General features: G+C 71.2%; 20 protein-coding genes. 5 read left to right on the top strand and 15 right to left on the bottom strand.

What is annotated here, in order from left to right:
• Positions 1 to 54: 54 nt before the first annotated feature.
• Entirely contained in the window at positions 55 to 621 is a 567-nt protein-coding gene (locus ABFX55_RS15655; protein WP_346121640.1) for a hemerythrin domain-containing protein, read from the top strand.
• Positions 622 to 673: 52 nt separating this feature from the next.
• Here ABFX55_RS15655 and ABFX55_RS15650 read toward each other — a convergent pair whose 3' ends face one another.
• The 6 genes from ABFX55_RS15650 to ABFX55_RS15625 all read right to left on the bottom strand — a co-directional run bounded on the left by ABFX55_RS15650 (position 674) and on the right by ABFX55_RS15625 (position 7,507).
• On the bottom strand, positions 674 to 1,873 hold the full coding sequence (locus ABFX55_RS15650) for a hypothetical protein (protein WP_346121638.1): 1,200 nt from the start codon (positions 1,871 to 1,873) through the stop codon (positions 674 to 676).
• A gap of 81 nt (positions 1,874 to 1,954) precedes the next feature.
• On the bottom strand, positions 1,955 to 3,691 hold the full coding sequence (locus ABFX55_RS15645) for an ABC transporter ATP-binding protein (protein WP_346121637.1): 1,737 nt from the start codon (positions 3,689 to 3,691) through the stop codon (positions 1,955 to 1,957).
• Between the two features lie 15 nt (positions 3,692 to 3,706).
• Positions 3,707 to 5,005 carry an FAD-dependent oxidoreductase gene (locus ABFX55_RS15640; protein ID WP_346121635.1) on the bottom strand — a complete coding sequence of 433 codons (1,299 nt, stop codon included), beginning with the start codon at positions 5,003 to 5,005 and terminating at the stop codon, positions 3,707 to 3,709.
• Between the two features lie 131 nt (positions 5,006 to 5,136).
• Positions 5,137 to 6,312: an alpha/beta hydrolase gene (locus tag ABFX55_RS15635; protein WP_346121633.1), complete on the bottom strand. Its 1,176-nt coding sequence runs from the start codon at positions 6,310 to 6,312 to the stop codon at positions 5,137 to 5,139.
• A gap of 181 nt (positions 6,313 to 6,493) precedes the next feature.
• On the bottom strand, positions 6,494 to 6,871 hold the full coding sequence (locus ABFX55_RS15630; protein ID WP_346121631.1) for a hypothetical protein: 378 nt from the start codon (positions 6,869 to 6,871) through the stop codon (positions 6,494 to 6,496).
• Positions 6,872 to 6,952: 81 nt separating this feature from the next.
• Positions 6,953 to 7,507, bottom strand: a complete 555-nt coding sequence (locus ABFX55_RS15625; RefSeq protein WP_346121629.1) for an NADPH-dependent F420 reductase — start codon at positions 7,505 to 7,507, stop codon at positions 6,953 to 6,955.
• Positions 7,508 to 7,578: 71 nt separating this feature from the next.
• Between ABFX55_RS15625 and ABFX55_RS15620 the strand changes: the two genes are divergently transcribed.
• A complete protein-coding gene (locus tag ABFX55_RS15620) occupies positions 7,579 to 7,917 on the top strand; it encodes a winged helix-turn-helix transcriptional regulator (protein ID WP_346121627.1) in 339 nt (112 codons plus the stop codon).
• Here the strand turns inward: ABFX55_RS15620 and ABFX55_RS15615 are convergent.
• Positions 7,907 to 8,704 (bottom strand): HAD family hydrolase, encoded by a 798-nt coding sequence (locus tag ABFX55_RS15615; RefSeq protein WP_346121625.1) that lies wholly within the window; start codon positions 8,702 to 8,704, stop codon positions 7,907 to 7,909. The two genes, ABFX55_RS15620 and ABFX55_RS15615, sit on opposite strands and share 11 nt — an antisense overlap.
• A 23-nt stretch (positions 8,705 to 8,727) precedes the next feature.
• Entirely contained in the window at positions 8,728 to 9,519 is a 792-nt protein-coding gene (locus ABFX55_RS15610; RefSeq protein ID WP_346121623.1) for an alpha/beta hydrolase, read from the bottom strand.
• Positions 9,520 to 9,543: 24 nt separating this feature from the next.
• Between ABFX55_RS15610 and ABFX55_RS15605 the strand changes: the two genes are divergently transcribed.
• Positions 9,544 to 9,888, top strand: a complete 345-nt coding sequence (locus tag ABFX55_RS15605) for a hypothetical protein (RefSeq protein ID WP_346121621.1) — start codon at positions 9,544 to 9,546, stop codon at positions 9,886 to 9,888.
• Here ABFX55_RS15605 and ABFX55_RS15600 read toward each other — a convergent pair.
• Positions 9,881 to 10,150 (bottom strand): DUF6968 family protein, encoded by a 270-nt coding sequence (locus ABFX55_RS15600; protein ID WP_346121619.1) that lies wholly within the window; start codon positions 10,148 to 10,150, stop codon positions 9,881 to 9,883. The genes ABFX55_RS15605 and ABFX55_RS15600 overlap by 8 nt on opposite strands.
• 135 nt (positions 10,151 to 10,285) lie before the next feature.
• Here ABFX55_RS15600 and pcp point away from each other — a divergent pair, with 135 nt between their 5' ends.
• Positions 10,286 to 10,903, top strand: a complete 618-nt coding sequence (gene pcp, locus ABFX55_RS15595; RefSeq protein WP_346121617.1) for a pyroglutamyl-peptidase I — start codon at positions 10,286 to 10,288, stop codon at positions 10,901 to 10,903.
• 10 nt (positions 10,904 to 10,913) lie between these two features.
• Positions 10,914 to 11,720, top strand: a complete 807-nt coding sequence (pyrF, locus tag ABFX55_RS15590; protein WP_346121615.1) for an orotidine-5'-phosphate decarboxylase — start codon at positions 10,914 to 10,916, stop codon at positions 11,718 to 11,720.
• 20 nt (positions 11,721 to 11,740) lie between these two features.
• Here the strand turns inward: pyrF and rbsK are convergent, their stop codons facing one another.
• The 6 genes from rbsK to ABFX55_RS15560 are packed head-to-tail and all read right to left on the bottom strand — an operon-like array spanning position 11,741 to position 18,351.
• Entirely contained in the window at positions 11,741 to 12,631 is an 891-nt protein-coding gene (rbsK, locus tag ABFX55_RS15585; RefSeq protein ID WP_346121613.1) for a ribokinase, read from the bottom strand.
• Positions 12,628 to 13,980, bottom strand: coding sequence for an ADP-ribosylglycohydrolase family protein (locus ABFX55_RS15580; RefSeq protein ID WP_346121611.1), 1,353 nt, complete (start codon positions 13,978 to 13,980; stop codon positions 12,628 to 12,630). Before ABFX55_RS15580 ends, rbsK begins: the two co-directional genes overlap by 4 nt.
• On the bottom strand, positions 13,977 to 15,116 hold the full coding sequence (locus tag ABFX55_RS15575) for an ADP-ribosylglycohydrolase family protein (protein WP_346121609.1): 1,140 nt from the start codon (positions 15,114 to 15,116) through the stop codon (positions 13,977 to 13,979). Before ABFX55_RS15575 ends, ABFX55_RS15580 begins: the two co-directional genes overlap by 4 nt.
• Entirely contained in the window at positions 15,113 to 16,081 is a 969-nt protein-coding gene (locus ABFX55_RS15570; protein ID WP_346121607.1) for an ADP-ribosylglycohydrolase family protein, read from the bottom strand. Before ABFX55_RS15570 ends, ABFX55_RS15575 begins: the two co-directional genes overlap by 4 nt.
• A 9-nt stretch (positions 16,082 to 16,090) precedes the next feature.
• Positions 16,091 to 17,035, bottom strand: a complete 945-nt coding sequence (locus tag ABFX55_RS15565; protein ID WP_346121605.1) for an ADP-ribosylglycohydrolase family protein — start codon at positions 17,033 to 17,035, stop codon at positions 16,091 to 16,093.
• On the bottom strand, positions 17,032 to 18,351 hold the full coding sequence (locus ABFX55_RS15560; RefSeq protein ID WP_346121603.1) for an ABC transporter substrate-binding protein: 1,320 nt from the start codon (positions 18,349 to 18,351) through the stop codon (positions 17,032 to 17,034). The genes ABFX55_RS15565 and ABFX55_RS15560 overlap by 4 nt, the downstream gene beginning before the upstream one ends.
• Position 18,352: the final 1 nt, after the last annotated feature.

Raw genomic sequence — 18,352 nt, 5'->3', positions numbered from 1 at the left:
GGGTAGGCGCGGACTTCACTCGAGAGGAGGACACTCATGGGTGACCGTCACACGATGCCTGAGCTGATGGACGAGAACGACGTCGTCGATCTGCTCCTACGGCAGCACGCCATGATCAGGGACCTGTTCGCCGAGGTCGAGAGCGCGCCACCGGACGCGAGGGGCGAGCCGTTCCAGAGGCTGGTGCGGCTGCTCGCCGTCCACGAGACGGCCGAGGAGGAGGTCGTCCACCCCTACGCCCGGCGCAAGCTCGCCGGCGGTGACGAGGTCGTGGACGAGCGGCTGGCCGAGGAGAACGCGGCGAAGGACATGCTCACCCAGATGGAGAAGGCGGGTGTGGACGACCCGAGGTTCCTGGCCAACCTGGACCTGCTGCGCACCGCCGTCCTGGCCCACGCGAGGGCGGAGGAGCGCTACGAGTTCACCCACCTGCGCGCCGAGACCAGCCAGGCCGAGCGCAGGGCGATGGCGGCAGGGGTGAAGGCGGCTGAAGCGCTGGCGCCCACGCATCCGCACGCCGGTGTGGAGACCGCGACGGCGAACATGCTGATCGGTACGCCGGTCGCGATGGCCGACAGGATCCGCGACGTCCTCAGGAAGGCGATGGGCAAGCAGAGCTGATCAGGGGACAGGGCGGAACCGGCCGGGTGGGACCGGCCGGTTCCGCGCCCTCTCAGCTGAGCCGCAGCCGTTCGACGGGGTGCGGGCCCTCCGTCTCCAGCCGGTACTCCTCCCCCGACTTGGCCTTGTTCTCCTCGATGACGGCCTCGCTCGGCGGCTGCTCGCCGCCGTGGATCTGCTCCTGGAACTTCTGGAAGCGCTCGTGGGCCTCCTGCACGTAGCCCGTGCCGATCGTGGTGTGGTCGATCTGCGTGGCGATGAGGTCCCTGACGTACTCCTTGTTCGGCTCGAAGGTGACCGGCTTCGGCAGCTTCGGCGAGACGACCTCGGCGACGTCGCGGGTGTCGTGCTTGTTGAACATCTCGGCCGCCAGGCGCAGATGCTCCAGCTCCATGTTGAGGTGGAGCTCCCAGATCGCCTTCACCTTCGGATCCGACTCCGTCTCCATGAAGGAGTGGTAGAGGTAGCACTCGTTGTACTCGTGGTTGAGCAGCATCTCCCACCAGGTCTCGCCGGGGTCGACGAGCGACTCGTAGTGGGTGACGTGCTCCTCCTCGATCAGCCCGATCTCCTGGTAGAGCCGGCGGGCGATCGGCTCCATGTACTCGGGGCCCACGTTCATGTAGAAGTTCATCGTCTGCTGCTCGGCCGACATGATCGTCAGCGCGTGCAGCTTGGAGAGCGGGTCCACCGTCGCCCTGTCGTACGGCTCGCGCACGTTGTCGACGGGATCGCGGTGATGCATGATCGTCGGACGGCCCGGCATGACCTCGGTGAGCTGGTCGACGACCTTCTCGGCCTTGCGGTGCTCGATCATCTCGTACAGGTTGGCGTAGCGGTAGAGATGGTCGAAGTCCTCCAGCACGCCGAACTGGTAGGCCTGCTGGAGATACGGGTCCGGCTCCATCCTGGCCACCCAGGCGGTGAGGTCCACCGCCACCTGCTCGTAGGCCAGCGTGGTCTCCAGTACCGAGGCCAGCCCCGGCAGCAGCCAGTTGACCGCCTTCTGCTGCTGCGCCTCGATGTAGCGCACCCGCGCGAGCTGCTGCTTGATCTCGGTGTCCGGGCAGTGCCTGGCCATCTGGTGGCTGAACATCACCGCTTCGACCTCGATGCCGTTCATCGCGATGATGCGGCAGCGGGTGTAGGGGTCGGCGTGGTCGGGATCGATCGGTGTCACGTTCAGCTCGCGCCAGTTGCGCAGCTGCTTGTCCAGCGGGATGCCCCGCTCGCGCAGCGGATTGAACGTCATTGTTCGCGTCCTCCTGAATCGGCTCGATCCCTGCCGCTACCCCCGGTGTCTGAGAGCCAACAGATCGCCGCGCGGCAGCGGTCAGGAGAGGGAGGCGTAGGCGCCGTCGAGGCGCATGAGCTCCTCGTGCGTGCCGACCTCCTCGACGCGTCCGTCTCGCATGACGACGATCCTGTCGGCGTTCCTGATCGTGGACAGGCGGTGCGCGACGACGAAGACGGTACGGCCGCGCACGAGCCTGGCCAGCGCCTCCTGGATGAGCCGTTCGGAGCGGGTGTCGAGCGCCGAGGTGGCCTCGTCCAGGATCAGCACCTTGGGGTCGCGGATCAGCGCGCGGGCGATGGCCAGGCGCTGCTTCTGCCCTCCCGACAGCCTGGCGCCGCGCTCCCCCACGACCGTGTCGAGCCCCTGGGGCGTCTTGTCGATGAACTCCATGGCGTTGGCGTCGACGAGGGCCTGCCGTACGCGCTCCTCCGGCACGTCGGCCATGCCGTAGGTGACGTTCTCCCTGATGCTGCCCTCGAACAGGATCGACTCCTGCGGCACCACCGACACGAACCTGCGGTAGGCGCGCAGGTCGAGGCTCTCCATGTCGCGGCCGTCGAGCAGGATGCGGCCCCCGGTCGGGCGCAGGAAGCCGATGACGAGGTTGAGGATCGTGGACTTGCCCGCTCCCGAGGCGCCGACCAGGGCGATCGTCTCGCCCGGCCGTACCGCGAGGGTGAAGCCGGTGATCGCGGTGCCCTCGCCGTAGGAGAAGGAGACGTTCTCGAACGAGACGGCGCCGCCGACGGCGGCGACCTCCGCCTTGCCCGCGTTGTGCTCCAGGTCGGGCGCCTGCAGGACCTCACCGATGGAGCGGACGGAGGACAGGCCCTTGCTGATCACCGGGGTGAGCGACAGCAGGGAGGTGACCGAGGAGGTGAGGGTGGTGAAGAAGGCGGTCAGCATGACGACGTCGCCCGCGGTGATCGGGATGACCTGGTAGTAGGCGACCAGCGCGGAGGCGGCGAGGAAGGCCACGCCGAGCATCTGCAGCAGGATCCAGGCCAGCGAGCCGAAGCGGCCGTTCTGCAGGTCGAGCTTGAGCCCCTTGCGCAGGACCTTGTCCAGAGTGCCGTCGACGCGGTGCAGGGCGTCCTGCTCGAGGCCGTGCGCGCGGGTGATCGGGATGAGCGTGGTCATCTCGCTGACCCTGCTGGAGAGCCGCTCGACCTCGCGGCGGAAGTTCTCGTTGTCCTCGCGCAGCCGGTGACGCAGCCGCATGACCAGGAACGCGGCGGCGGGGACGACGACCATGAAGACGGGGATCGCGGCGGGGACCCTGAAGGCGATCACCCCGAGGCCGCCGACGAGCATCGTCAGCGCGCTGAGGCCGCTGTCGGCGGCCTGCTGGGTGCTCTGCTCGACGCTCTCGACGTCGCGGATGACCTTGGTCTGGAGTACGGCGGCGCTCACCCTGGAGTGGTAGCCGATGGACAGCTGCTGCATGCGGCGGCACAGGGCCGAGCGGAGGCCGGTGCCCACCTTGCGGATCGCGCCGTGCATGAGCCTGACGTACAGCAGGTGGAAGGGATAGTTGAGGGCCAGCATGACCAGCAGCAGCGTGGTGCTGATCCAGAGGTGCGCGATAGGGCCGCGGTTCACGACCACGTCGATCACGTTGGCCGTGACGAGCGGCAGCAGCCAGGTGGAGCTGTGTTTGACCAGGAAGGAGAGGACGGCGAGGAGGAGTCGGGGAAGATCGTCTCGGAAGAGGTAGGCGAGCGTGCGGACCGGATGCTCGCCCCGATAGCGGTGATCAAGTGCGCCAACCACGATCTAAATCATGACTTATCGCGATTTCTTCCAGGTGACCGCCCCGGCGATCAGCAGCGCGGCCGCGGCGGCCCCCGCCCACCGCCGCTGGCGGGCGATCCGCCGCTCCACCTCGGCGTACGGGGTCGTGGTGAAGGAGACCAGCTCGTAGCGGGAGACGTAACGCCCGGGCAGCATCCGCTCCAGCGCGTGCTCGATCCGCTTCTGCGCGAGGAACACCCTGGAGCCCACCTTGTCGCGCATCTCCACGAAGTTGTCCAGCGCGAGCCTGGCGATGACGTCGGTGTCGGCCTTGCGCCGCTGGAACAGCTCCAGCGCCCCTGCGAAGTCGTCGCCCGTCTCCTCCAGGCACCGGTCGAGCTCGACGCAGTCCTGGAAGCCGCAGTTGGCGCCCTGGCCGTAGAAGGGGACGATCGCGTGGGCCGCGTCGCCGACCAGCCCGATCAGCGTGCCGCCGACCTCGCCGTGCCACGGATCGCAGCGCATCGTGACCAGGTGGCCGACGGGGTTGCGGGCGTAGTCGGAGGCCAGGTGCGGCATCACCTCGGCGGCGTCGGGGTACTCCTGCGTGAAGTGGGCGCGGACCTGTTCAGGAGTGTCCAGCCTGGCCAGCGCCTCATGCGGCCAGAACAGCGTGCAGGTGAACGACTTGTCGGGGTTCGGCAGCGCTATCATCATCGACCTGCCGCGCGGCCAGATGTGCAGCGCTCCAGGGTCGAAGGCGAACTCGCCGAGCTTGGGCGGGATCGTCAGCTCCTTGTAGCCGTAGTCGAGGTACTCCTGGCTGAAATCGGTCCCCTGCAGGGCCTGCAACCTGGCCCTGACCGCGCTGTAGGCGCCGTCGGCGCCGATGACGACCTGCTGCCCCTTCTCGGTGACCGGCCCGCCGTCGGTCTCGAACTCCAGCGTGCCGTTGCCGATGCCGGCCAGCCGGTGGCCGAATCTGGCCGTGACGTTCGGGTGCGCGTCGGCGGCGTCGAGGAGCTTGCGGTTCAGAGCGGCCCTGCTGATGGAGTTGATCGCGTGCGAGCCGTCGGCCGAGTAGGGCTGGAAGGTGAGGGCGCCGTCGGTGGCGTGCATCATCCTGCCCGGCATCGGCAGCGCCTCGGCCAGCACCTCTTCGGCCAGGCCGAGCCTGCGCAGCGCGTCGATGCCGCGCTCGGAGATCGCCAGGTTGATCGACCTGCCGCGGTCGGCGCCCGCCGTCCTCGGGTCGGGGCGGCGCTCGTAGAGGGTGACCTCGTGACCTCGGCGTGAGAGGTAGCAGGCGAGCAGACAGCCGACCAGACCGGCTCCGACGATGGTGACCTCCACAGGGGCTCCCTTCCCTCTTCGGTGCTGGCTCCCTTCCCTTCTTTCTCCTTCGTACGGCCCGGCGAACGAAAACACCACCGCCGACGACACAGCACTGCCGCATGGCCCCTGTCGCTTCCGGGGAGCAGGGGTCAGGAGGGGCCTGGCTTCTTGGGCGGGACTCTGCGGGAGAGGTGGTCGGCGATGGCCAGGGCGGTGGTGCGCCAGATGGGCGTGCGGGGGGCGATCACCGCGAAGTGGTCGCCTGACATCTCCATGTAGGTGACCTCGTCCCCCGCCTCCTCGGCTGCCCTGGCGTACCTGCGGCTGAAGTCGACCAGATCGAGGTCGTCGCCCGAGCCCTGGACGATGAGCTGGGGCACTCCCAGGGGGAGACGGAGGAGGGGGCTGGAGGAGGTGTACCGCTCGTGCGGGACCTCGCTCTCCCCGGACGCGTGACCGCCGAGCGCCGCCGCGACCGCGCCCGAGCTGAGGTGGCGGCGGTCGCCCTCCTCCAGGTCGAGCACTCCGGCGAGGGACACGGCGAGCGCCACGCCCGCGCCGTCGGCCGCGGCTCTGAGGGCCAGCTGCGCTCCGGCCGAGTGCCCGACGACCGCCACCCGGTCGAGGTCGAGCAGCACCCCCTCCCCCGAAACCGCTCCGGACAGAGTCGTGGTCCTGGAGGCGGCCATGGAGGGGAGGGCGGCGAGGCCGGCGGCGATGTCGGCGGTGGTGGCGTCCCAGCCGTGCAGGTCGGGGCGGCGGTACTCCAGGTTCCACGCGGCGAATCCACGGGCCGTCAGGTCGGCGCAGAGCGCCTCCATCAGGTCGGCCGCCCAGATCGAGCGCCAGTATCCGCCGTGCACGAGCGTCACGACCGGCACCGCTCCCCACGCGGCGTCCGGCGTGTCCGGCAGGTGCAGGTCGCCCCACTGCTCGGCGTGCGGGCCGTACGGGACGCGCAGGGGGCGGTGCCGCAACCGGTGGACGGCGTGCCTGATCGCCCACGCGAGCCCCTCGATGCCCCTGCCGTGGATGTGCGCGGCGCCGTCCACCCTGCGGACCTTGCCGAAGTCGCACCAGACGATCTCGCCGCCCTGCTCCATGAGCGCGCGCGTCTCCCGCAAGGGTCCGGGAACGACCACGACGGCCCCGTCCTCGGCCGCGGCGGCCGTACCGCGGAGGAGAGTGTGGGTCTCGGTGGCGTCGCGGGCGTGTGTGAGCACGCCGCGCACTCCCAGGGCCGCGAACTCGCGTTCGGCGACCTCCCCCACCAGCGCCCTGTCCGCCCGCAGGCCGGGGCCGACGATCACCCGTACGTCCGTCATGAGGCAAGCATGCTGATGGACCCGCTGGAGTCAAAGCCCATATGGACTTTTATCGACCTTTCTTCCGGATATGGAGGGGTGACAGGCACCCTGGAGCCCCTGCCCAAGCAGGGGCTGAACGAGGAGGAGACCAAGAGGCTCCCTCAGCTCGGTAAGAACGGCCCGCGCGACGTCGCAGGGCTCACGATGACACACTGCGTGCCGAACGGGAGGGCGTGAACGCCCAGACCGCCAGCCACACGCTGATGCCCATGATCGCCATGCCGAGGGGCACGTGCAGGGCGACGGCGCCCGAGCCGCCTGTCGCCGACTGGACGAAGCCCAGCAGGAGGATCGCCAGGCTGGCCAGTGCGGGCCAGCCCGGGCCCCTGCCGGGGCGCCACATGAGCACGCCGGTGACGAGCAGGAGCAGCCCGGCGACATGGACGGCCCCGGCGCCCGTGCCGTGCATCGCGCTGCCCGCGCCACCGAGCAGCTGTCCGGCGGTGAAGGCCTGCAGGAGGACCGCCACCACGTTGACCGCGGTGAAGATCTTGAAGGGGGTGAGGAATCTGACCATGTGAACCAGGATCGGGCGGGCGGCGGACCCGGGCATCCGCCACCGGTCGTCATCGCGACTACATCGGCGGGTGTAGTCCTGTCACAGCGGCGGCGCGATGGCCTGGGCGTCCAGGCCCTTGAACCACAGCCCGATCATGAAGGCCGCCGTCGCCTCCAGCAGCGCGGCCCTGGCCAGCCCTCCCCCGTCATACGGCGTGCAGCCCAGATCCTCGACCAGCCGCCGCACCACCGACAGCGCCGCCTCGTCGTCCCCGCACAGCGGCACGGCCAGCGGGCGACCGCCGAACACCGGCGGCGTCATTCTCCAGACGTCCACGTGGCACAGGTTGAACGCCTTGACCACGTGCGCCCCCGTGGCGGCCGCGAGCCGCTCGGCCATGGGGTGGTCGGCCGTCAGCTCGCCGTCCTCGATCGGGTTCGTGCAGTCGATGAGCACCTTGCCGCGCAGTGACTCGTCGACCACGCCGAGCGCGGCGTGGGCGGGGACGGCGAGCAGCACGGCCTCGCCGTACGCCATCGCCTGGCCGAAGGAGCCCGAACTCCTGCCGCTGGTCATCACCTGGTGGCCCGCGCGCGTCCACTGGGTGCCGAGGGCGTCGGCCATGCCGCCCGCGCCGAGAATGCCGATACGCATCCGTCCTCCTCAAGGGTGTAAGTAAGGACGAAGATAGAAAAACCAATAGATACCGATTGGTGTGTGCCGGGATGTTCCTCGCTGACTGCCAGGCCAGGCTGGCCTTCGACCTGCTCGCCAACACCTGGAACGCGGTGGTGGTGTGGGCTCTGCGGCACGGGCCGAGCCGCCCTGCCGACCTGCGGGCCACGATCGGCGGGATCAGTCCGAAGGTGCTGAACGAGACGCTGCGCCGCCTGGAGTTCAACGGGATCGTCTCCCGCACGGCCTACGCCGAGGCGCCGCCGAGGGTGGAGTACGCGCTGACCGAGCTGGGCCTCAGCATGCTGGAGCCGATCGAGGCGTTCGGCGTGTGGGCCTTCGAGCACGCCGAGGAGGTCATGGCCGCCCAGGACGGCTTCAGGGCGTGAAGTAGCGCTCCAGGACCACCGCGACGCCGTCCTCGTCGTTGGACAGTGTGCGCCGCTCGACCGCGGCCAGCACGGTGTGGTGGGAGTTGGCCATCGCGTAGCCCGCTCCCGCGTACGTCAGCACGGCCAGGTCGTTGGGCATGTCACCGAAGGCGACCACGTCCTCGGGTTGGATGCCGCGCTCGGCACACAGCTCGGCCAGCGCGCCCGCCTTGGTCACGCCCGCCGCGCTGATCTCCAGCAGGCCGCTGCTGCCCGAGTAGGTGATCTCGGCTTGCCCGTCCAGCGCCGCGGTCGCCGCGGTGAACATCTCGTCGGCGTGCTGCTCGGCCGACCAGGCCAGCAGCTTCACCACCGGCTCCTCCCGCGTCCACACCGACTCCACCTGTGTGCGGTAGGGCGCGTCCTGCGGGATCTGCTTGCCGTAGCCCGGCTCGAACAGCACGCCGGAGCCGGTCTCGATCGCGAACGCGAGACCGGGCAGCGCCTCGGAGAGCGTCTCGGCCACCTGGCGCGCGGCCTCGCGCTCGAGGGCGCTCACCCGCACGGACGCGCGCGCGTCCAGGTCGTAGACGATCGCGCCGTTGCTGCAGATCGCGGTGCCGCCGACGCCCGCCTCCTCCGCCAGGGAGGCGATGCTCCTCGGCGGCCGGGCGGTGACGAACACCACGTCGGCCCCCGCCTCGCTGACCAGCCGCAGGGCGCGGCGGGTGCGCGGGGAGAGGGCGCCTTCGGCGTCGAGGAGCGTGCCGTCCAGGTCGGTCGCGATCAGGCGGGGAAGGCTCATGCCGGCATTATCCGGCATGGACCTCAGCGCGGGATCAGCGCTTTGATGTCGGAGAAGACCCTGTCGTGGGCCGCGGCCGCCTCGGGGGAGGCGTCCTGGATGAAGCCGTGCTCCAGCCCCGGCTCCTGCCTGTGCACCACCTTCACACCGGCCGCCGCGAGCCTGGCGGCGTAGGCGTCGCCCTCGTCGCGCAGGGCGTCGTTCTCGGCGGTGACCAGAAGCGTGGTCGGCAGGCCGTACAGGTTGGGTGACAGCAGCGGGCTGGCGGCGGCGCGAGCGGCTGGCTCCGGCACCCACTGGGCGACGAACCAGGCGAGCGTGTCGGCGTCGAGCCCCGAGCCCGAGGCGACGCTGGCGCAGGAGAGCGTGAGGTCGGTGTTCGGGCAGAGCAGCACCTGGAGAGCGGGCACCGCGCAGCCCTCGTCGCGCAGGCGCAGGCAGGCCATCGTCGCCAGGTAGCCGCCGGAGCTGTCGCCCGCGACGGCGACGGGCCTGGCCCAGCGCAGCACCTCGACGGCGTCGTCGAGCGCCGCGGGGCACGGGTGCTCGGGGGCGAGCCTGTAGTCCACCGCCAGCACCTCGACGTCGCACTCCAGCGCGATCCTGCGACAGGTCCTGTCATGGGAGTCCAGATCGCCGATCACCCAGCCGCCGCCGTGCAGGTACACCATCAGCGGGCGGGGGCGCTCGGCGGGACGGTAGCGGCGCAGGCGCAGCCCTGAGGGGCTGGTCAGGTCGAGGACCTGGGCCAGCTCCGGTCCCGGTGGGCGTTGAGGGGTACGCGCCCTGAGCTCCAGCAGTCTTGTGTCAGACATAACGGCACATAGTAGGGTTTCCGGGTGCCTGAAAAAGCCGGAATCGGCTCCGCACTTCGATTCACCACCGAGTTGGTCGCCTGGATCGCCACTCCGTGGGCCCTGGCACCACACTCCGTGCCGCTGGCCGTACTGTCGGTGATCGTGCTGATCGGGCTCCCGACCCTGTTCTCCACGCCCGGCGACAAGCGTCACGTGATCGTCGCGGTGCCCGGTGTCGTCACGATCCTGCTCGTGCTGCTCCAGCTGGTCGCCGCCGTGGTGTCGTCGTGGCTGGCGTGGGCCCCCGCGGTGGCGGTCGTCGTGTCGCTCCTCGCCGCCGCGACCGTCGTGACCGAGCTGCCCCGCTGGCGCCGCCTGCTCAGGTGAACTCCTCCCAGACCAGCAGCCCGTCGCGCGCCTCGGGCGAGCCCTCCAGCGCGCTGCGCACGACGGTCAGCACGACCTCCAGGGCCTGGATCGAGTCCGCGCCAGAGACCTTCCTCTCGTGCTCCCATCCGGCCAGCCCGTCGATGCGGTAGGGACACGACCACTCCCCCGTCGGCTCCTCGTACGGCAGGCCGACGGTCACCGTGACCTCGCGCTGCGGCTCGGTCAGCAGCGTGAGAACACGCTGGGCGATCTCGTACATGTCAGGTGATCTACCCAGTCGACCCCCTGGCGAAAGTGATCACGATGAAGCGGTCCGCACCGTTTCGTCCGATGACCGCCATGCCCGACACTCGTACCTCGGAAGGCGACGAGACCACCTCGAGGATGGGATGACATGACGCGTGTGCTGCTGACCGGGTTCGAGCCCTTCGGAGGGGAGAGGACGAACCCGTCCTATGACGCCGTCGTGCTGGTCCCCGGGGTGAGCGTGGCCGAGCTGCCCTGCACGTTCTCGGGCGCGCTGACGGCGCTGCGCGAGGCCGTCGACCTGCACGATCCCGAGCTGGTGCTCTGCACAGGGCAGGCGGGAGGGCGGGCGGCGATCTCGGTGGAGAAGGTCGCGATCAACCTCATCGAGGCGCGCATCCCCGACAACGAGGGGCGCCAGCCGTACGGCGTGCCGGTGGTGGAGGGCGGCCCCGACGCCTACCTGTCCACGCTGCCGGTCAAGGCGATGGCGCGCGCCGTGCGCGAGGAGGGGATCCCCGCCGAGGTCTCCTACACCGCGGGCACGTTCGTCTGCAACCAGGTGGCCTACGGCCTGGCGCACCTGATCGCGACCGAGCGGCCCGGCCTGCGGGGCGGCTTCGTGCACGTGCCGTACGCGCCGCACCAGGTCACCGAGTCCGGACGGCCGAGCATGGAGACCACCACGGTGGCGCGAGCCCTTGCCGCCCTGGTCAAGGCGGCTGACAGCGCCGAGGCCGAGCTCGCCGAGGGAGCCATCCAGTAGAGTCGCGGGCATGAGCGAGCCGTTCGGCGTGCGGTTGCGCGCGCAGATGGAGCGGCGAGGGCCGCTGTGCGTGGGCATCGACCCGAGCCCCGCGCTGCTGACCGCGTGGGGCCTCGACGACTCCCCCGCGGGGCTCGAACGCTTCACCTTCACCGTGGCCGAGGCGGTGTCCGGCGTGGCCGCGGCGGTCAAGCCGCAGTCGGCCTTCTTCGAGCGGTGGGGCAGCAGGGGCGTGGCGGTGCTCGAGCGCGTGATCCCCTCCCTGCGTGAGGCGGGGGCGCTGGTGATCCTCGACGTCAAGAGGGGCGACATCGACTCCACGATGGCCGGCTACGCCGAGGCGTACCTGGAGCAGGGCAGCCCCATGGCCGCCGACGCGATGACCGTCAGCCCCTACCTGGGGTTCGGCTCGCTGGCGGGCGCGATCACCACCGCGCGCGCCAACGACGCCGGCGTGTTCGTGCTGGCCCGCACCTCCAACCCCGAGGCGCTCACCCTGCAGTCGGCCGTGGCCGACCAGATCTTCGAAGGGGTGGCGGCGGCCAACGAGGGCGAGGACGACCTCGGCTCGGTCGGGGTGGTCGTGGGCGCGACGCTGGACAAGGTCGGCCACCCCCTCGACCGCCTGGGCGGGCCCATCCTGTCGCCTGGTCTCGGCGCCCAGGGCGGCTCTCCCTCCGCGGTGGCCAGGCTCTTCTCCGGCGTACGGCACGCGGTGCTGCCCTCGGTGTCGAGGGCGGTGCTCGGCGACCCCTCGCGCGTCAGGAGCCAGGTCGAGCGCTACCGCGACGAGTGCGTGGAGCACCTGAGGGGCTAGATCACCCGGAAGCCGAAGGCTCAGCCGGCGGTCAGTGCGGCGTCGATCTCGGCGCGGGTGGGCATCGAGGTGCTCGCGCCCTCGCGCTGGACCGAGATCGACGCGGCGACCGAGGCGAAGTGGAGGGCGTCGGCGGGCGCCATGCCCTCCGAGCGGGCCACAGACAGCGCGCCGACGAAGGTGTCACCCGCGGCGGTCGTGTCGACGGCCTTCACCCTGACCGCGGGCACGCGCAGGCGCGCGCCTTCGCGCGAGCCGTACAGGGCGCCCTCGGAGCCCAGGGTGATCACCGCCTCGGGGACCCGCTCGAGCAGCGCGTCCAGCGCCTTGTCCTGGTCGGTCAGTCCGGTGATCGCCGCGGCCTCGTGCTCGTTCGGCACGATGAGGCTGACCGCGTCGAGCAGCTCCTCCGGCAGCGGCTGGGCGGGCGCGGGGGTGAGGATCACCGCGACGCCCGACACCTGGGCGGCCTGGGCCGCGCCGATGACGGCCGCCATGGGCAGCTCCAGCTGGAGCAGCAGCGCGGAGGAGCCGGCGATCACGCTCAGGTCGTCGCCGGAGGGCTCCGTGACGCTGCCGTTCGCGCCGGGCACGACGATGATCGAGTTGCCGCCCGCATCCTCCACCACGATGTGCGCGATGCCGCTCGGGCCCTCGACCCGCCGCAGCGCGGCGACGTCGACCCCCGCCTCCTCCAGGGTGGCGCGCAGCGCGGCGCCGAAGGAGTCGTCGCCCACCGCGCCGAGGAAGGCGACCTCGCCGCCCGCTCGGGCGGCGGCGATCGCCTGGTTGGCCCCCTTGCCGCCGGGGATGGTACGGAAGGCCCGCCCCGTGACCGTCTCTCCGAGCTTGGGCGCCGAGGGGACGTAGGCGACCAGATCCATGTTCGCGCTGCCGAAGACCGAGATCATGACTCCATCATCCTCTCCGTGCGCTCGGCGAGCTCGCCCAGCGCGATGCCGTCGAACCCGGTCAGGCTGGAGGCCAGGCTGTCGCGCATCCTCCACCGCTCGGGCACGCCTCCGTTCAGCGCGCCGGCGATCGAGCCGACCGTCGCGCCCGCCGAGTCGGTGTCCCAGCCGCCCGCGACCGCGCCCGCGATCGAGGCGGTGAAGTCGCCCTGGGCGTGCACGAGGGTGGCGGCGACGAGGGCGGCGTTGTTGATCGTGTGCACCCAGTGCAGGTCGCCGTGCCGCTCGTGCAGGCGGTCGAGGACCTGCTCGAAGTCGGCGGCGGCCGAGGCGTCCTCGACCGCCTGCCGTACGGCCCCTGCCAGCCTGGAGCGCGGAGGGACGACGGACAGGCCCGCCTCGACCACCTCCTTCACCGAGGTGGCGACCAGCGACTGGGCGCACATGGCGGCCACGAACATCGCGCCGTAGACGCCGTTGGCGGTGTGGGTGAGGCGGGCGTCGCGCCAGGCGTACTCCGCCGCGGTCGCGGGGTCGCCCGGGTTGACCCAGCCGTAGAGGTCGGTCCTGATCAGCGCGCCGATCCACTCGCGGAAGGGGTTGCGATAGGTCGCGGTCAGCGGCGGCTCGATCCCGGCCAGCAGGTTGCGGTAGGCGACCCGCTCGGCGGTGAACGTACGGCCCGCCGGCAGCTCGTCGAGCCACAGCTTGGCGACGTCGTCGGTGGTGAAGCCGCGTCCGTGCCGCTCGAGCACCGTCAGGGCCAGCAGCGGGTAGTTGAGGTCGTCGTCCTCGGGGACGCCGTCGATGTTCTCCGCGAGGGAGTTGACCGCGCTGCGCCGGTTCCACGGCCACCGCCGGCCGATCTCGTCGGGCAGCCCGGCCGCGGTGAACCACCCCTGGATGGGCCAGTTGCCCGTGGCCTCGGCGATCTGCCTGATGCCCTCGCGCGGGATCTTCTCCACCGGCTTGCCGAGCACGCAGCCCGCCGCCCTGCCGAGCCACGCCCCGAGCACGCGGGCAGGCTCGGGCCTGGCCGCCCGCCTCCCCTCCGGGAGGACGTCCGCCTGACGGGCGGGCCAGCTCGGGCAGGCGGCGATGATGTCGGCCAGCTCCGTGGGCTCCTCCAGCGGCGACCTCAGCGTGGCCAGCTCGTCCAGCAGCTCCTCGGCCAGCCCGCGCAGCCGCAGGGCGCCGGCCTCGGAGGCCCCCGCCCTGGGCGGCGCGTCGTGGCCGCCCGCCGCGTGCCAGCGGGCGGTGATCTCCCGCACGTCGCGCCCGTCCTCGGCGGCCTGGCGCAGCTCGTGCCCCACCAGGTCCTCGGGCTGCACCCAGGTGAGCCTGATCACTGGCCGGCCAGCTCGGCGAAGGCGTCCTCGTGGGCCCTGCGCCTGGCCAGGTCGTCGCGGTGGATCCGCAGCGTGACCTCGGCGATGGCGAGCCCGGGAGCGACCAGGTCCGTACGGCTGGCGGTGCCGATCTGCTCGACCCATTCGGACGGCACGGCCGACAGCCCGCCGAGAGCGCCCGCGATCGCCCCGCCCATGGAGGCGATCGAGTCGGCGTCGCGCCCGTAGTTGACCCCGCCCAGGACCGTGTCCCTGACGTCGCCCTTGGCGATGAGCAGGAACGCCAGCGCGAGGGGAAGCTCCTCGATGCTGTGCACCCGCGAGGGCCGCCGGGCGCCGAGCCCCTGGTCGCGGTAGGTGTCGGCGACGGTGTCGTAGGGGCGCATGGCCGCGCGCAGCCCCTCGAACGACCCCTCCCAGTGGCCGAAGTCGCGCGCCCTGGAGCACACGGCCTCGATCGCGGCCCTGGTGCCGTCCTTGGCCAGCCTGATGGCGGTCGCCACGACCGAGTCGGCGCTCGCGCCGGGGCGCATCGCCTCCGCGACGGCGGCTGCCATCACGCCTGCGGCCTCGCGGCCGTAGGAGGACTGGTGGGCGCCCGTCAGATCGATCGCCTCGGCGTAGGCGGCGTCGGGGTCGCCCGCGTTGACGATGCCGACGGGCGCGACGTACATCGCCGCGCCGCAGTTGACGATGTTGCCGACGCCCGCCTCACGCGGGTCGTTGTGCCCGTAGTGCAGCCGCGCGACGATCCACTTCTCGGCCAGGAACACCCGCTGCAGGGGCAGCGCGTCGGCCTCCAGCTCGGGGATCCACTGCTTCTCGCCCATCATCTCGGGCACCATGTGCTCGGCCATGGAGTAGGCGTCGAGGTGACCGCCTGCCTTCTGGTAGACGCGGATGAGCGCGTGCGTCATCAGGGTGTCGTCGGTGATGTGGCCGTCGCCCTTGTGGTACGGCGCGATGGGCCGGGCGTTGCGCCAGTCGGTGTTGAAGGGCGGGACGACCCCCTCGACCGTCCCACCGTAGCGCTGCGTGATCTGCTCGGGAGTCCAGCCCTCGGTGGCGCCGCCGAGCGCGTCACCCACCGCTGCTCCCGCCACGCAACCAGTGGCCCTGTCCTCCAGCGGCGTCATGCGATTCCCTCCGAAATATCCAGTAGATCCCTGCCGGCCAGTTCAGGCAGGCAGCACCCGGCCAGCCTCCGTGCGGAGGCGGCCCACCCCTCAGGTATCACGCCGTATCCGCCGCAGGCGCCCGTGAGCGCCCCGGTGAGCGCGGGCGCCGAGTCGGCCACCGCCGCCAGGCACGCGGCGGCGGGCACGGCCTCGATCAGCGACCCGCCCGAGACCTCCGCCAGCGCGAGCGCCACGGGCACGGTCACCGCCGCGGAGACGGCGTAGCTGTAGACATGGTCGATCAGTTCGGCGTCGAGCGCGGGCACGGCGGCGAAGGCCCCTCCCGCCTTGCGCGCCACCCGCAGCGCCGCCCTGGCGTTCACGCCGATCGCGCTGTCCTCGGGCAGCTGGGCCAGCGCCGCCTCGACTGCGAGCGCGGCCGAGCCGCCCGACACCGCCTCGGCCACCGCCGCGGCCATCGCCCTCGCGCCGAGCACGCCGTCACCCGCGTTGGTGATCTGCGCGTCGCGCGTGGGGTCCTGTCCCACGGCGCCGAAGGCCACGGCCCTGACGGCCGCGGCGTCGTCGAAGAAGTGCGGGTTGTCGTGCCCGCTGGCGGGCGGCTCGAGGCCGCCGCGCAGGTTGCCGAGCGCGGTGGTCACCGAGATCCGCGCCCGCAGGTCGTCTCGCCCCGACAGGTCGAGAAAGGCCCGCACCCTGTCCTGCGAGAGCGTCAGCGCCGTCCACGCCAGCCACTCGGCGTCGTCGGAAGGGCCGACGGCCAGCGGCGCGGTCGGCTGGTTCAGCGCGAAGGGCACGGGCAGCGTCGTGACCCTGTGCTCCTCGGCGAAGGCGTCGAGCTCGCGGTGCAGCCGTCTGCTCCATGGCGCGTGCAGCGCCGCGCGGTGCCGCGCCGCGGGCCAGCCGGCGGCGTCGCCCACGGCCAGCCCGACGAAGGCTCCTGTGATCCTGTCCCCCGACATGTGCTGTCCTTACAGTCGTCTCGCGAGCTCATCCGCGACGTCGAGCACGTGCTTGCCCGCCACGACGGGCAGGCACTTGCCGGTGGCGGGGCCGATGCGGTCGGCCCACCTGCCTGGCACACCCGCCTCGCCGCGTCCTGCCCCTGCCACGGCGCCCGCGATGGCGCCGATGGTGTCGGCGTCCCTGCCCAGGCTCACCGCGTAGGTCACCGACTCCTCCACCTCGCCGTCGCCGTGCAGGTAGGCGGCGAAGGCCAGCGCCACGGCCTCGGGCGCGAGGTCGGTCCACGGGTAGTGCCTGATCACCACGGCCTCGTGCAGCCCTTCGGGCGAGTCCTTGAGGGGCAACGCCCTGGAGATGGTCCTGGCCGTCCACGAGTCCTGGGGGATCGCGGAGAGCCCGGCGCTCACGACCTCGTCGGGGCCGGCGCCGCTCATGGCGACCGCGACGGCAGCCGCGACCGCCCTGCCGCCGTTGATGCCCTCGCCCTCGCCGCTGACCAGGCCGTCCTGCTCGATCAGCCGGGCCGCCTCAGCGGGGTCGCCAGGGCAGAAGATGCCGTACGGCGCCGCCCGCATCGCCAGCCCGTCGGACCAGCCGTGCGCGTGGATCATCCCCGTCATGGGCGGTTCGAGCCCGCGGCGCAGTGCCGACACGGTGCCGAGCTCGGAGAAGCCCGCGCCCTTCATGGGGCCGAGCACCGCGGGGATGATCTCCCTGCGGTAGGCGTCGGCGACGTCGACACTCGTGAGGTCGTGGCCGTGCCGCACGAGCAGGGAGGCCGCGAAGATCGCGTACTCGGTGTCGTCGGTGCCGCCGCCCTCGATCTCGGTGAGCCTGCCCCACTTCTCCCGGATCTGGGCGGGCTCCATGTTCTCGGCGGGCGCCCCGAGGGCGTCGCCGGCCGCGAGGCCGAGCAGACACCCCCGGGCGCGATCCTTGAGAAGACTCACCGGGAGTACCGCTCCAGCACCTTGTTCCCCTCTTCGACGAGCTGCTTGGCCGCGTCGTCAAGGGAGATCTTGTTGGCGAAGTACTGCTGCAGGGTCGGGGTGGCGACCTTGCTCTTCCACTCGTCGAAGCCGTTGACCTTCAGGAACGGCGCGACGACGAGGTTCTTGGCGGAGGCGGTGGCGATGTCCCAGCCGTTCTCCTTGGTGGTCATCGACGGGTCGGCGGCGGCCTTCTGCGAGGTCGGCAGCAGCCAGTCGCCCTTGGCGAGCTTGGCCTGGTTCGGGCCGTTCAGGAAGAACGACATGAACTTGATGGACTCGTCGGGGTGCTTGCTGTCGGCCGAGACCGACAGGGTCTGGGAGACCGCGCCCTGGTTGGTGGTCTCGCCCTTCATCGGGGGAAGGGTGACCCACTCGAAGCCGTCGGGCGCCTGCTCGACGACCTGCTGGCGCAGGTAGACGCCGACGGGCAGCATGGCGTACTTGCCGGCGAAGAAGCCGGGCAGCGGGTCGGCGGTGCCCATGCCGAGCGCCGAGGGGTCGGCCGACTTGTCCTTGTAGAGCTGGTCGTGGATGCGCTGGAGGACCTGCTTCTCCTCCGGGCCGACCTTGACCGTGGTCTTGCCGTCCGCGCCGGTCTGGAAGAAGGTGCCGTTGAAGTTGAGCGCCAGGTTGAGCGTCTTGTTGACGGGCGACTTCATCGGCCAGGCCACGCCGAACGCCTCGCCCTTGGTCAGCTTCTTGCTGACCTCGGCGAACTCGTCCCAGGTCCAGGGGGCGTCCACGGTGGGGACGCGCACCTTCGCGGCGTCGAGCAGCTTCTTGTTGGCGATGATGACCTGCGACTCCTGCAGGAACGGCACGCCGTAGACGCCCTGGTTGCCCTTGCCGTCGTCGAAGGTGACGGTGTCCCACGCCGACTGCGGGATGTCGCTCTTCAGCTCGGCGGGCACCTTGTCCTTCAGGTCCAGCAGGTAGCCGCGCGAGGCGAAGCCGGACAGCGCGGGCGAGTCGTCGTGGATCACGTCAGGGGCGTCGCCGCCCTCGAAGGAGGTGACGAGCTGGTCGTTGACGTTGTCCCAGCTGCCCTGGACGTAGGTGACCTGGATGTTCGGGTTGGCCTTGTTCCAGGCGTCCACGATCTCCTTGTTGGCCGCCACGGACTCCTTCTGCCAGGCCAGGCTGAGGAAGTTCAGCTTCACGGGCTCGCCGCCCGACTTGGCGGGCTCGGCGGCGTCGCCGCCGCCGCCACCAGAGCCGCACGCGGCCGCCATCGCGACGATCGCCGCGGCCGCCAAAGCGGATTTGATACGCATA

The organism is Nonomuraea roseola, from assembly GCF_039535395.1.
In the GTDB taxonomy this organism is placed as follows: domain Bacteria; phylum Actinomycetota; class Actinomycetes; order Streptosporangiales; family Streptosporangiaceae; genus Nonomuraea; species Nonomuraea roseola.
The sequence above is the reverse complement of the archived record's forward strand: the minus strand, read 5'-3'. Positions and strand labels throughout refer to the sequence as shown.

Bases quoted from the DNA above. Each gene is read 5' to 3' on its own strand.
- ABFX55_RS15635 (WP_346121633.1), bottom strand. From the start codon at position 6,312: ATGACGGACGTACGGGTGATCGTCGGCCCCGGCCTGCGGGCGGACAGG.
- ABFX55_RS15630 (WP_346121631.1), bottom strand. From the start codon at position 6,871: ATGGTCAGATTCCTCACCCCCTTCAAGATCTTCACCGCGGTCAACGTG.
- ABFX55_RS15600 (WP_346121619.1), bottom strand. From the start codon at position 10,150: ATGTACGAGATCGCCCAGCGTGTTCTCACGCTGCTGACCGAGCCGCAG.
- ABFX55_RS15615 (WP_346121625.1), bottom strand. From the start codon at position 8,704: ATGAGCCTTCCCCGCCTGATCGCGACCGACCTGGACGGCACGCTCCTC.
- pcp (WP_346121617.1), top strand. From the start codon at position 10,286: ATGACGCGTGTGCTGCTGACCGGGTTCGAGCCCTTCGGAGGGGAGAGG.
- pyrF (WP_346121615.1), top strand. From the start codon at position 10,914: ATGAGCGAGCCGTTCGGCGTGCGGTTGCGCGCGCAGATGGAGCGGCGA.
- rbsK (WP_346121613.1), bottom strand. From the start codon at position 12,631: ATGATCTCGGTCTTCGGCAGCGCGAACATGGATCTGGTCGCCTACGTC.
- ABFX55_RS15655 (WP_346121640.1), top strand. From the start codon at position 55: ATGCCTGAGCTGATGGACGAGAACGACGTCGTCGATCTGCTCCTACGG.
- ABFX55_RS15575 (WP_346121609.1), bottom strand. From the start codon at position 15,116: ATGACGCCGCTGGAGGACAGGGCCACTGGTTGCGTGGCGGGAGCAGCG.
- ABFX55_RS15570 (WP_346121607.1), bottom strand. From the start codon at position 16,081: ATGTCGGGGGACAGGATCACAGGAGCCTTCGTCGGGCTGGCCGTGGGC.
- ABFX55_RS15610 (WP_346121623.1), bottom strand. From the start codon at position 9,519: ATGTCTGACACAAGACTGCTGGAGCTCAGGGCGCGTACCCCTCAACGC.
- ABFX55_RS15560 (WP_346121603.1), bottom strand. From the start codon at position 18,351: ATGCGTATCAAATCCGCTTTGGCGGCCGCGGCGATCGTCGCGATGGCG.
- ABFX55_RS15625 (WP_346121629.1), bottom strand. From the start codon at position 7,507: ATGCGTATCGGCATTCTCGGCGCGGGCGGCATGGCCGACGCCCTCGGC.
- ABFX55_RS15620 (WP_346121627.1), top strand. From the start codon at position 7,579: ATGTTCCTCGCTGACTGCCAGGCCAGGCTGGCCTTCGACCTGCTCGCC.
- ABFX55_RS15650 (WP_346121638.1), bottom strand. From the start codon at position 1,873: ATGACGTTCAATCCGCTGCGCGAGCGGGGCATCCCGCTGGACAAGCAG.